This window comes from Caldovatus sediminis, from assembly GCF_014644455.1.
In the GTDB taxonomy this organism is placed as follows: Bacteria; Pseudomonadota; Alphaproteobacteria; order Acetobacterales; family Acetobacteraceae; genus Caldovatus; species Caldovatus sediminis.
The window spans coordinates 49,988-62,041 of sequence record NZ_BMKS01000017.1 but is presented as its reverse complement, the minus strand read 5'-3'; the positions used below and the strand labels follow the sequence as shown (position 1 = coordinate 62,041).

At 76.6% G+C, this 12,054-nt stretch carries 11 protein-coding genes and 1 pseudogene; 4 read left to right on the top strand and 8 right to left on the bottom strand.

Annotated features, from left to right (window positions below):
* Positions 1-10: 10 nt before the first annotated feature.
* The 5 genes and pseudogenes from IEX99_RS22590 to IEX99_RS19425 all read right to left on the bottom strand — a co-directional run.
* A pseudogene (locus IEX99_RS22590) lies at positions 11-393 on the bottom strand (integrase core domain-containing protein); the annotation flags it as partial.
* A gap of 316 nt (positions 394-709) precedes the next feature.
* Positions 710-1,192: a hypothetical protein gene (locus IEX99_RS19440; RefSeq protein WP_188903387.1), complete on the bottom strand. Its 483-nt coding sequence runs from the start codon at positions 1,190-1,192 to the stop codon at positions 710-712.
* Positions 1,193-1,214: 22 nt separating this feature from the next.
* Positions 1,215-2,558 (bottom strand): sulfite oxidase, encoded by a 1,344-nt coding sequence (locus IEX99_RS19435; protein WP_188903385.1) that lies wholly within the window; start codon positions 2,556-2,558, stop codon positions 1,215-1,217.
* A gap of 38 nt (positions 2,559-2,596) precedes the next feature.
* Positions 2,597-3,451 (bottom strand): anti-sigma factor family protein, encoded by an 855-nt coding sequence (locus IEX99_RS19430; RefSeq protein WP_188903383.1) that lies wholly within the window; start codon positions 3,449-3,451, stop codon positions 2,597-2,599.
* A gap of 1 nt (position 3,452) precedes the next feature.
* Positions 3,453-3,980 carry a sigma-70 family RNA polymerase sigma factor gene (locus IEX99_RS19425; protein ID WP_188903382.1) on the bottom strand — a complete coding sequence of 176 codons (528 nt, stop codon included), beginning with the start codon at positions 3,978-3,980 and terminating at the stop codon, positions 3,453-3,455.
* A gap of 203 nt (positions 3,981-4,183) precedes the next feature.
* Between IEX99_RS19425 and IEX99_RS19420 the strand changes: the two genes are divergently transcribed.
* Positions 4,184-5,536, top strand: a complete 1,353-nt coding sequence (locus IEX99_RS19420; RefSeq protein ID WP_188903380.1) for an LLM class flavin-dependent oxidoreductase — start codon at positions 4,184-4,186, stop codon at positions 5,534-5,536.
* Between the two features lie 135 nt (positions 5,537-5,671).
* Here the strand turns inward: IEX99_RS19420 and rtcA are convergent, their stop codons facing one another.
* Positions 5,672-6,757: an RNA 3'-terminal phosphate cyclase gene (gene rtcA / locus IEX99_RS19415; protein WP_188903378.1), complete on the bottom strand. Its 1,086-nt coding sequence runs from the start codon at positions 6,755-6,757 to the stop codon at positions 5,672-5,674.
* Positions 6,758-6,942: 185 nt separating this feature from the next.
* On the opposite strand from rtcA, the gene IEX99_RS19410 reads away from it, so the two are divergent.
* Entirely contained in the window at positions 6,943-7,509 is a 567-nt protein-coding gene (locus tag IEX99_RS19410) for a THUMP domain-containing protein (protein WP_188903376.1), read from the top strand.
* A gap of 46 nt (positions 7,510-7,555) precedes the next feature.
* Complete coding sequence (locus IEX99_RS19405) at positions 7,556-8,656, top strand: zinc-binding dehydrogenase (protein WP_188903374.1); 1,101 nt, start codon at positions 7,556-7,558, stop codon at positions 8,654-8,656.
* Positions 8,657-8,659: 3 nt separating this feature from the next.
* Here the strand turns inward: IEX99_RS19405 and IEX99_RS19400 are convergent, their stop codons facing one another.
* Positions 8,660-9,325, bottom strand: a complete 666-nt coding sequence (locus IEX99_RS19400) for an SGNH/GDSL hydrolase family protein (RefSeq protein ID WP_188903372.1) — start codon at positions 9,323-9,325, stop codon at positions 8,660-8,662.
* A gap of 304 nt (positions 9,326-9,629) precedes the next feature.
* Between IEX99_RS19400 and IEX99_RS19395 the strand changes: the two genes are divergently transcribed.
* Complete coding sequence (locus IEX99_RS19395; RefSeq protein WP_188903370.1) at positions 9,630-11,408, top strand: sigma-70 family RNA polymerase sigma factor; 1,779 nt, start codon at positions 9,630-9,632, stop codon at positions 11,406-11,408.
* 20 nt (positions 11,409-11,428) lie between these two features.
* Here the strand turns inward: IEX99_RS19395 and IEX99_RS19390 are convergent, their stop codons facing one another.
* Positions 11,429-12,052 (bottom strand): YeeE/YedE thiosulfate transporter family protein, encoded by a 624-nt coding sequence (locus IEX99_RS19390; RefSeq protein ID WP_188903368.1) that lies wholly within the window; start codon positions 12,050-12,052, stop codon positions 11,429-11,431.
* Positions 12,053-12,054: the final 2 nt, after the last annotated feature.

Genomic DNA, 12,054 nt, shown 5'->3' with positions numbered 1-12,054 from the left:
GTCTCGAATCTCATGCGGAACGTGCGACGCGACGCAGAAGGACGATGGTGGAGGCGGCGTAGAGCAAGGCGTTGGCGGAGGCGAATGGTGAACCGCGGCGGGTTTGCCGGAGGCTGTTTGGCGTGGGTTCCGCCGCCAGGGGTGTGGGCTCCTGTGGGGTATGGTGGCGCGCCTCCGCCTCGGCGGCAGGGATGTTGACGATCGGCTCGTGGAGGCGGCGGTTGTTGAACCGGTCCACCCATTCCAGGGTGGCGAACTCCACGGCCTCCAACCCACGCCAGCAGCGGCGGCGGATGAGCTCGATCTGAACAGGCCGATGGCGCTCTCGGCCGGCGCATCGTCGTAGCTGTCGCCGACGCTGCCAACCGAGGGCCCGATGCCCGCCTCGGCCAGAGCCGTTTTCGCCTCGCCGTGCCCGCTGCAACGGCTCCTGCTCGTCGTCGGCCGAGCCGATTCACGCTCCCGGCGGTTTCCGGCCGTCGGCGATCGGCCCTAGGGTTGGGCGCAATGCGCCGCAAGGGCAGCCGGCCGCCGCGCGCACGGGGACCGGCGCCGCTCCGGTGCGGCGGCGACCTGCACTCCGGCCGCACCGACGGGCGAGGTCCTGCGCAGCCGGTGCCGCGCCGGCTCCGCCGCCACCATGCTCAGGCGCCGGCCCTGAGGCGGGCCGCGCAGGCGACAGCGAAACCACGCGCCGCGCGCCCCCCGCTCAGTCGGTGAGGAAGGGGCTGACCGCGCGCCGGCCGGCGGCGGGCGGCGCTTCGGGGAAGGCCGTCGCGAGGTAGTCCACGATCAGCCGCCGATGCTCGGCATCCAGCGGGTTCATCCCCTGCCGCTCGACCATCCAGTCGATCAGCTCGTCCCATCGCTCGCGGCTGAGACGCGAGCGGCGGATGACCGCGGTGCTGTGGCAGGCGGTGCAGGCGGCGAAGGTCTCCTCGCGCCCCTCGCCGGGCGGCAGCACGTCGGGCGTCTCCTCCGGCTGCGCCACCGCGGCGAGGCGGGCGGCTTCCTCCCGCGCCGCGGCCTCGCGCGCCGCCGCCTCCTGCTGCGCGCGCTGGAACGCGATGGCGGCCGGCGTCGGGGGCGGCGGCCGCGCCGCCTCCCGCACGCCCCAGAGGCCGTGCTTCTGGCCGAACAGCACGACGACGGTCAGGATCAGGCAGACGACCAGGGCCCTCGTCAGCGTCATCGCCGGCACGCCGCGCCGTGGCCTAGCCGACCAGTACCGCCGCGCGGCTGATCGGGTTGGCGCCGTAGCCCTGCGGGTTCCAGTTCCCCGCCACATGGGGCTGCATGCGCCCGTCGCTGTCGGTCGCGCGATACCAGATCTCGTAGTAGCCGTCGGTCGGCAGGCTCACGCGGCCGCTCCAGCGCTGCCAGGCGTAACGGTTGGCGGGATCGGCCACCCGCATCTCGTGCCAGGTCGCGCCGTAGTCCACGGAGACGTGTACCGCCCGCACGGTCTTGTCTCCGGCCCAGGCGAAGCCGCGGACGTCCAGGTTCCGCGTGCCCGCCGGCAGGCGCGTCCCGTGCGCGATGTTGGTGAGGACCGAGCGCACCGGCATGGATTCGAGGTCCACGAAGTCGCGCCCGTCGTTGCGGCTGCCCGGGACGATCGGCTGCACCGGCACGCGGTAGGAGGTGCCGCCCATGCCCTGGCCGTCGTGGGGCCGGTCGCGGATCCAGATGCGCGTCAGCCACTTCTGGCTCAGCGAGCCCGGCCAGCCAGGCGTGACCAGCCGCGCCGGGGCGCCGTGGATCAGCGGGATCGGCTCTCCGTTCAGCCGGATCGCGATGATCGTGTCCTCGTCGAGCGCCTTCTCGATCCGCATGCCGCGGCTGATCGCCTGCCGGTTCGGGTCGCCCGAGAGGTGGGGGTCGGCGCCGAAGTGCCCGGTGAACTTCCCGCTCTCCTTCAGGCCGGCGGCCTGCAGCAGGTCGCGCAGCCGCACCCCCGTCCACTCGCCGCAGGAGACGGCGCCGTTGCCCCACTGGTTGCCGCGGGTCTGCGGCGAGAAGAAGGAGCGGCCGTTGCCGCCGCACTCGAGCTGCAGCCGGCGCGTCACCAGCGGGAAGCGCCCGCCCTCGAGCTCGCCGACCGTGATCTCGAGCGGCTGGTTGACCTCTCCGTCGATGCGGATCTTCCAGGCCCGCGGGTCGCGGGGCGCCTCCGGCACCTGGCCGTTGTTGCGGACGAACATCTTCGAGGCCGGCGTCACCTCGTCGTCGAGCAGCGTCTCGGGCGTCTCCGCGTTCAGCGGCCGCTCGCCCTGCAGGATCAGGGGCTCCTTGCCCTCGAGCCGGATCATCTGCGGGCCGCCCTGGCCGCCGCCCCCCGACGGGGCTGGCTGGGCGAGCGCGGCGGGCAGGAGCCCCTCCGGCATCCGCCCGGCGAACGGGATCGCGGCGCCGAGCGCGGCCCCCATCGAGGCGAGGGCGGCGCCCCGGAGCGCGCCGCGGCGGCCCCAGACCAGCGCGTCCGCCCGTTCCGGATCGTCCTGGTAGAGCTCGAGCAGTCCGCGCTCCGGACGGCCGATCTGTCGCTTCTGCTTCATGGCTGTTCCTCCCTCGGGGATGGTTTGCCGGCTCTCTCTCAGCCGACGCAGACCCGCGGCGATGCTTGGCCGCTGGCCATCCGGGTGTCGGCGCGGCGCCGCGGCCCCGCCCGCACCTCGCGTGCCGCCGCGAAGGCGACCTCGCGCAGTTCCTCGCGCGGCAACGCGGCCGTCACCGCGTAGCCGAGCCGGCCGTCGAACCAGTAGTAGGTCACGTACCCGCCCGGATGGTCGGCGCAGCGCAGCGGTTCCGCCGGCGTGCCGGGCGCCGGCCGCACGTAGAACGAGAGCCGGGTGTCGCCCCCGACCCGCTCGTACATCACCACCCCCGCGGGGCCGTGGGGCGAGGGCAGCAGATGGCCGTCCAGCGGCCGGAACCCCGCGGCCAGCAGGTCCGGCACGACGACCGGGGTCCGGAGCCGCTCCGTCAGCCAGTCCGCGAGGTCGTCGGCATCGGCGGCGACCAGCACGGCGGGGCGGCGCGCCTCCTGCGCGAAGACGCGGTGGGCCGCGGCGGCCTCGGCCATCGGCGGCGCGTCGGGTGCGGCCGGTCCCATCCAGCCGCCGCGGGCGAGCCAGCCCGCCCCGGCGCCCAGCAGCACCAGCAGCACCGCCGCCGCCGCCCCGCGGAGCTGGCGCCAGCGGCGCTGGCGCAGCCCGGCGCGCAGATGCGCCACCCGCAGCCTGGCCGGGATCGGCTCGCTCGCCTTGTGCGCGAGGGCGGAGCGGAGCGCGTCGCGCTGCGCCGCGAAGGCGCGCACGCGGGCCGCCGCCTCCGGATGCTCCGCAAGGTAGCGGCGGACATGGGCGAGGCGCGCGGCGTCGAGCCGCTCGTCCACATAGGCCTGCAGGTCGTCCTCGCCGATCGGGGGCTGGTCGCGCGGCTCGGTCATCTCATCGCACCACGCGCAGGGGGACGGGCGCCGCCGGCTCGCCGCCGCCCTCGGTCAGCCGGCGCAGGCGCTCGCGGCCGCGGCTGAGGCGCGACATCACCGTGCCGACCGGCACGCCGAGGACGCGGGCCGTCTCCTCGTAGCCGAGGCCCTCCACCCCCACGAGCAGCAGCGTCGCCCGCTGCTCCTCGGGCAGCGAGTCCAGGTGCTGCAGCACCTCGGCGCACTGCACCGCGCTGTCCGGCGCGTGCGCGGCGGTCGCCTGCTCGGCCAGGCCGGCGAACTCCCCGAGCAGGCGCGCGCGGCGCGCCTCGCGGCGCCGGCCGCTGACGTGGGCGTGATACAGGATGGCGAACAGCCACGCCCTGAGGTCGCCGTCGCGACGCCGCAGGCGCCAGCGCCCCAGGGCGCGCTCCAGGCAGTCCTGGACGAGGTCGTCGGCGGCGTGCGGATCGCGCAGCAGCGACCACGCGAAGCGGCGCAGCGCGGGGATCGCGGCCTCGATGCGCGCATCGCGATCGGTCAGCATCCGGTCCTTCGGCAGGGGCTCGGCATGGGCGTCGGGTGTTCCGCCCATGGGACGCCCGGCGCCCGGGATTTATTCCCGGCCGGCGCGCCGCAACCCGGCGCGGGCCACATGTCCGGTCGGCGGCGTTGCCGGCGCGTCGCGCAGCCCGCTACGATCGTCCCGCCCGCGGGGCGGGCCGCCGCACGGCGCGGAAGGATCGCCGCATGACCCGGGAGCTGCATCTCAACCTCTTCATCCACGCCCGCGGGCACCACGAGGCCGCCTGGCGGCATCCGGCGGCCTCGCCGCTGCCGCTGACGGACATCCGCTACTACCAGGACCTGGCGCAGCGGGCGGAGGCGGGGCTGTTCGATTCGATCTTCCTCGCCGACCAGCTCGCCCTCGGCGACGACGTCGCGCACGCGCCGCGCACCTGGCTGGAGCCGATCACCGTGCTGGCGGCGCTGGCCGGCGCGACCAGCCGGATCGGGCTGATCGCCACCGCCTCGACGACCTACACCGAGCCGTTCAACCTGGCGCGGCAGTTCGCCTCGCTCGACCACATCAGCGGCGGGCGCGTCGGCTGGAACATCGTCACCTCCTGGCTCGCCGCCGCGGCCGGGAACTACGGCGGCGAGCGGCAGCTCAGCCACGCCGAGCGCTACGCCCGCGCCGAGGAGTTCATGCAGGTCGTCACCGCCCTCTGGGACAGCTGGGCGGACGACGCGGTGCTGGACGACCGCGCCTCCGGCACCTACGCCGATCCGCGCGGCATCCGCCCGATCAACCACCAGGGCGCGTACTACCGCGTCGCCGGGCCGCTGAACCTGCCGCGCGGCCCGCAGGGGAGGCCGGTCCTCGTGCAGGCCGGCTCCTCGGACACCGGCCGGCGCTTCGCCGCGCGCCACGCCGAGGCGGTGTTCACCGCGCACCAGGAGAAGGCGGCGGCGCGGGAATTCTACGCCGACCTCAAGGCGCTGGCCGCGGCCGAGGGGCGCGCCCCCGAGCAGGTGCTGGTCCTGCCCGGCCTCAGCCCGGTGATCGGCTCGACCGAGGCCGAGGCGCAGCGCATCGCGCGGGAGCTGAACGACCTCAGCGATCCCGAGGTCGGCCGCAAGCGGCTCTCCGGCCGGTTCGGCGGGCACGACTTCTCGCACCTCCCGCTCGACCGGCCGCTCTCGCCGGAGGACTTCCCCGATCCCGGCACGGTGGAGGCGGCGCGCAGCCGCACCGAGGTGATCCTCGGCCTGGTGCGGCGCGAGGGCCTGACGCTGCGCCAGCTCCTGCACCGCCTCGCCGGCGCGCGCGGCCACTACACCATGGCCGGCACGCCGGAGCAGGTCGCGGCGCTGATCGAGGACTGGTTCCTGGCCGGCGCGGCGGACGGGTTCAACGTCATGCCGGCGGTGCTGCCGGGGATGCTCGACACCTTCGTCGCCGAGGTGGTCCCGATCCTGCAGCGCCGCGGGCTGTTCCGCCGCGAATACGCGGGCCGGACGCTGCGCGCGCACTACGGCCTGCCGCGCCCGCCGGTCCGACCCGCGCCCGCGGCGCGGCCCGATCTCGCCGCGGAGTGAGGGGGCGCGACGGGCGCCTTCCGCTGTTCCGCGCGACCGCGCTCGCCGCGACGGCCCTCGCGCGTTGGTGCCGGGCGGTTGGCGCTCCCGCCCGTCCCCAGCCGTCGGCGGTCGGCTCTCGCGCTCGGCGCGGGGTCAGCGGCCGGGGCGCGGCGCCGGGGCCACCGTGACCTCGCAGGCGCCGCCAAGCCCGGCGCGGCCGAGCGCCACCCGCGCGATCCCGAACTGCTCCACCACCCAGGCATTGGTCTCGAGGTGCGGCGTCGCGCGCTCGACCGTGTAGCGCGACGGCCCCTCGGCGACGCACAGCGGCAGCAGGATCTGGTCCCCCATGTGGAGATCGAGCGCCGCGCCCGACACCCGGTGCGCGCGCAGCGCGGCGCAGGCCTCCTCCGCCACCGCCTCGGCCGGCCTGCCGCGCGCGCCGAGCGCGGTGAACCCGGCGCGCGCCGCCTCGTATTCCGCGGTGAGGAAGATCCCGGCGCCCGGGCAGGCGGCGGCGACGCGCTCCGCGCGGATCTCGACCGGCGCCGCGGCGTCGGCGAGCAGCGCCCCGGCGCGCGCCGCCATGCGCTGCGCGACGTGGGCGGGGAGGTTGGCCGCCACGGCACGCCCGAAGATGCGCCGCAGCGGCCCGCGCCCGGTCAGCTCGCTCGCCGCGACCGAGCCTCCCCGCGGCGGCCCCTCGATCACGGCGCGGATCTCGCCGCCGCCGGCCGGGTACCAGCCCCAGGCGCCGAGCGCGACCGTCGCCCGGATCCCCAGCCGGTCGAGGGTCGGCAGCCAGACGTCGCGCACGAAGTCGAAGCTCGGGCTCCACGGCAGGTGCGTGCCGCCCCGCAGCGTCAGGCGGCTCTCGCCCGCGGCGAGGGCGAGCGGCAGCAGCACGGTCTGCAGCACCAGCGGCGCCGAGCCGGCGCTGCCGCCCTCGCGGGCAAGCGAGACGTCGAAGGTATAGGCGCCGCTCGCCACCGCGCGCCGCGGCACGAATTCCAGCGCCTGCGAGCCGAGGCGGTCGCCCTCGAGCCGTGCGTCGCAGAGCGCCGCCGCGGCCCGGACCGCCGTCAGGTGCTGGGCGGCGAGGCCCGGGACGCGGCGGGCCGCGCGGATCCGCTCGAAGCGGACCGGCCGCCCGGTGAGCGCCGCGAGGCTGAGCGAGGTGCGCAGGATCTGCCCGCCGCCCTCGCCATGCGCGCCGTCGATAACGAGTGGTCCGGTCACGCGTTGCCCTCCGCGAGGACCGCCTGCGGATGTCCGAGACGCGCGCAGCCTGTCTCGCTCCGGCCGCCGCGCGCCTTGACCGGGCGCAATGCGGTCCGGCCCGGCGCCGGGGATCCTGCCGCGCGGGGCCGGGCCGGATGGCCCCGGCCCGATCCGCCTGCCGTCCAGGGAGGCGTGCGCCGCCGATGGAACGCGAGCCTGCCGCCGCCGCGCGGCCCGACTGGAACGTCGTCGTCACCCTGCCGGAGCGGACCTTCCGCGAGGCGTCCCGGCTCCTGCGGCGCTGGGGCAGGGTCCGGCGGACCGGCTTCCATAACGTGCTGGTGATGACCGTGGAGGATCCGCGCCGCTTCCTCGCCGAGTTCGCGGCGGCCCTCGCCGAGGCGCCGGGCCTGCGCAACTTCGTCTCGCACGTCGTGCCCGCCGATCGCGCCTTCGACTTCCGCGATCCCGCCGAGTTCGAGGCGCGGGCGCGGGAGGTGGCGCTCGGCTGGCTGCCGCGGCTGGCCGGGCGGAGCCTCCTGGTGCGGGTGCGCCGCCGCGGCCTGAAGGGTGCCCTCTCCGCCCATGCGGAGGAGCGCGCCCTGGCCGACGCCGTGCTGGCCGCGCTCGAGGCCGCCGGCACGCCGGCGCGCGTGGACCTCGAGGACCCCGATTGCGCGATCCAGGTCGAAACCGTCGGCGGCCGGGCGGGTATGTCGCTGTGGTCGCGCGAGGAGCGCCGGGCCTTCCCCTTCCTCGGGATCGCATGAGCCGGCGCGGGGCGGGGCCGGGAAGGGCAGGCAAGGGAGACGAGCCATGCGGGTCAAGGCGGCGGTCGCGCAGCGGGCGGGGGAGCCCTTCGCGATTGAGGAGCTCGACCTCGGCGACCCGCGCGACGGCGAGGTGCTCGTGCGCATCCATGCCGCCGGGGTAAGCCATCTCGACCTGCGCGTCCGCGATGGCGAGCTCCTCACCCCGCTGCCGGCGGTGCCGGGGCGGGAGGCGGCGGGCCGGGTCGAGCGCGTCGGCGCCGGCGTGGGCGGCGTCGCGCCGGGCGATCGGGTCGTGCTCACCTTCCTCGCCGGCGAGCGGGGGCCGGGCGCGGCTCCGGCGGGGTGGCCCTACGGTCCGGACGTGTTCGAGATCAACTTCTCCGGCGTCCGGCGCGACGGCTCCTCGCCGCTCCGCCGCCTCGACGGGACGCCGGTCGCCGGGGCGTTCTTCGGCCAGTCCTCCTTCGCCACCCACGCCCTGGCGCGCGAGGAGAACCTCGTGCGCGTGGCGGAGGAGGCGCCCTGGCCGGTCCTGGCGGCGCTCGGCGGCGACGTGCAGATCGGCGCCGGCGCGGTCATCGGGACGCTGCGCCCGCGCCCCGGCGACTCGATCGCGATCTTCGGCGCCGGGGCGGCGGGGCTCGGCGCGGTCCTCGCGGCGCGGCTCGCCGGCTGCCATCCGATCGTCGCGGTGGACATCAAGGCCAGCCGGCTGGCGCTGGCGGAATCCTTCGGGGCGACCATGACCGTGGACCCCGACGGGCTGGAGCCGGTCGGGGCGATCCGCGACCTCACCGGCGCCGGCGCCGACTTCTCGCTGGACACCACCGGCGCACCGGCCGTGGTGCGGCAGGCGGTGGAGTGCCTGGCGCCGGGCGGCGTCTGCGCTCTCGCCGCGATGGGGCCGCAGGACGCGGAGGCGACGCTCGGCCTGACGCGGCTGCTCCTCGGCCGCACGGTGCGCGGCAGCCTGTTCGGCGGCTGCGCCCCTGCGGTGCTCGTTCCCCGGCTGCTGGAATTCCGCCGGCAGGACCGCTTCCCGGTGGACCCGATCATCCGCACGTACCCGCTCGAGGAGGTGAACCGCGCGGCCGAGGACCTGGTCAGCGGCATGGCGGTCAAGCCGATCCTGCTGATGGGCTGAACGTCACCCGCGACCGTCGCCGCCTTCCCCCCCGAACACCTCGGAGCGGCGGCGGGCGAAGTCGTGGCGCGCGAGAAGGTCGGCGATCGCCGCCGCGATCTTCTCGCCGCCCCGCGCGGAGGGCTCGATCGGGTTGGCGTAGTCCTCGTCCCGGTCGCAGACCAGGCGCAGGTCGATCAGCGGCAGGCCGCGGGCGAAGGCCTCGCGGGTGATGACGTCGTTGAACGCGGTCAGGGCGGCCGCCGCCAGCGCGCGCTGCCGCGGATCGGGCAGGCGCGCGTCGTAGATGGTGCAGACCGCGGTCGGCAGCCCGCGCGCGAGCACCGCCCCGAGCATCGCGCGGTAGCGGCGCCGGAACCGCGCCCCGATGCCGGCGATCCGGGCGAGCGCCTCCGCCACCGTGCGCACTTCCTCCCCGAGGACCTCCGCGTGGCCGAGGGCGTCGTTGCCGCCCACGCTGACGACGAGGTGGCTCGCATCGGGCGGCAGGCGGTCGAGCTGGAGGCCGACCTCGTCGGTCACGGCGCCGTCCACCGCGCGCAGCGTCGCGCGCCAGCCCGCGGCGGCCGGCAGGCGTGCGCGGAGCTGCGCCACGACGTCGGGCTCGCCGTGGCCGAGGTGGGAGGCGTTGTCGAAGGTGGAATCGCCGAGCAGGACGACGTGGCCCATGACGTGCTCCATCCGGCCGGCCGCGCGCGGAAGGCCCGCCCCGATGGCCGGCGCCCGCGCGGGCGAATGCCGCGGATTCCTCCGCCCGCCGCGCGCCAGGAGTGGCCGCGGGGCGCCCGAATCCCCATATGACGCACGCGCCGCCACGTCGCCGCGCCCCCTCCCTCGCAGTCGGTGGAGTTCCCGGTCCGTGCCTGCGGGCTCCGGGCGCGGTCCCGTGGCGGCCTGGCGCGCGGCCGGCGCGTGAACCGAGACATGGCGGTTCCCTAGAGGTTTTCGACGATGAGGACGAGCGAGTCTGCAGATGGACGCAATGATTGCATACGAGGTGGTCGGGCGCGACGAGACTGAGGCAGGAACGCCGCACGAGCTGCGGCGCCCCTCGGACCTGCTCGCGGCGCTGGCCGACCGCGAGGGCGAGGCCGTCGAGCCGGCGACCGCCCTGGACGAGCTGGAGACCCTGCTTCCGGCCGATCCGGCCTGCGCGGAGCGGCAGGCGTTCCGCGACGGCAACGGACACGCTCCGGCCCCGGCCGAGCGCGCCGCGGAGGCTGCGGCGGGAGCGGCGGCCGAGGCGCCCGCCGCCGCCCGCGCCGACGATCCCGTGCGCATGTTCCTGCGCGACATGGGGGACGCGCGGCCGCTGGCGCGCGAGGAGGAAATCGCCATCGCGCAGCGGATCGAGGCCGGTCGCGACGCGATGCTGGCGGGGCTGTGCGCGAGCCCGACGACCTTCGCCGTCCTCGCCGGGTGGCGCGAGGCGCTTGCCGCCGGCCGCACCCCGCTGCGCGAGCTGATCGAGCTGGAGGCCGCCGCGGTCGAGCTCTCCGCGGCCGCGGACGCCGCCGAGGAGGGCGGCGACGGGGCGCCGCAGACGACGCTCGAGGCGCGGCTGAAGCCCGAAACCCTGGCTGCGCTCGACGCGCTCCTCGCCGCGCACGGGCGGCTGCGCGAGCTGCGCGGCGCGGCGCGCGCGGCGGAGCTGCGCGCGCTCGGCGGCATGGTCCGCGACCTCCGCCTGCGACCGGCGCGCATCGAGGAGCTGGCCGGCCGCGTGAAGGCGGCGCACCGCCGCCTGGCCGCGCTGGACGGGCGCGCGCTGCGGCTCGCCGAGGCGGCCGGGATCGCGCGCGAGGCGTTCCTGCGCCTCTGGGACGGCAGCGAGCCCGGTGCCGGGCGCCTTGCGCGCGCGGCGGCGCGGAAGGGCAGGGACGCCGCCGCGCTGCGGGAGCTGCGGGCCGGCCTCGCCGAGGTGCGCGCCGGTATCGCCGCGCTCGAGGCCGAGACGGGCCTTCCGGCCGCGGCGCTGCGGCGCGTGCACGCGGAGGTCGCGCGCGGCGAGCGCGAGATGCGGCAGGCGAAGGAGGCGCTGACCCGCGCCAACCTGCGCCTGGTCGTGTACCTCGCCCGCCGGCTGCACGGCCGCGGCCTGGCGCTCGGCGACCTGATCCAGGAGGGCAACATCGGCCTGATGCGCGCGGTCGAGAAGTTCGACTGGCGCCGCGGCTTCAAGTTCGCGACCTATGCGAGCTGGTGGATCCGCCAGGCGATGACGCGCGCCATCGCGGACCAGGGCCGGACCATCCGCATCCCGGTGCACATGGGCGAGACCGCCGGCCAGATCGCGCGCGCCCGCCGGCGCGCCGCGCAGGTCTCGGGCCGCGAGCCGACGCCGGAGGAGCTCGCCGCGAAGCTCGGCATGCCGCTCGAGAAGGTCGAGGCGGCGCAGCGCCTGGCGCGGGAGCCGCTCAGCCTCGACGCGCCGATCGCCGGCGGCGAGGAGGAGGACGGGCGGATCGGCGACCTCGTCGAGGACCGCGACGCCGTCATGCCCTTCGAGGCCGTCGCGCTCGCCGGGCTGCGGGAGGCGGCGGGCCGCGTCCTGTCCGACCTGACGCCGCGCGAGGAGCGGATCCTGCGCATGCGCTTCGGCGTCGGCACCGGCGCCGAGCACACGCTCGAGGAGGTCGGCCGGCAGTTCGGCGTGACGCGCGAGCGCATCCGCCAGATCGAGGCGAAGGCGCTCGCCAAGCTGAGGAAGTCGCCCCACGGCCGCATGCTGCGGAGCTTCCTCGAGGGCTGAGGCGCTGCCGGCCGGCCGTCTCACTCCGCCGGCAGCGGCCGCCCCGCGGCGGGCGGCGCGGGCGCCGCGGGCGGCAGGAGGCCGTCCGCGGCCTCGCCCAGCTCGGCGCGCCAGGGGCGCCAGCTCTCCATCGCCCGGAGGACGAGGGCGAGCACCGCCGCGACGACCAGCGCCAAGACCCAGAACGGCACGCCGAGCAGCATGTCGAGCGTCAGCCGGCCCTGGCCCGCGGCGCCGATCCAGGGCGCGAGCGCGGGCTCGGCATAGGTGAAGGCCAGCGCCCCGAGCAGCCCGCCGGCGAGGGTGAACCAGGGGTCGCGGTAGCCGGCGCCGATCTGCGCCAGCACCGTGCCCGGGCAGGCGCCGGCGAGGGCGATGCCGGCGCCGAGGATCAGGCCCCCGACCGCGTCCGCCACCGGCAGCGTCGCCTTCGGCGCCAGCCTGGCGAGGCCGAACCCGGTCAGCGCCGCCAGCACCACGAGGCCCATCGCCACGCCGGCGAGGAACACCCGCAGCATGATGAAGTTGCGGAGCTGGAACTGGCCGAGGATCACCGCGGGCTCGAACACGCGGCTCTTCTCCAGCAGGAAGCCGAAGACGATCCCCATCGCGAGGCCGAGCAGGACGGCGTTGAGCACGCTCATGG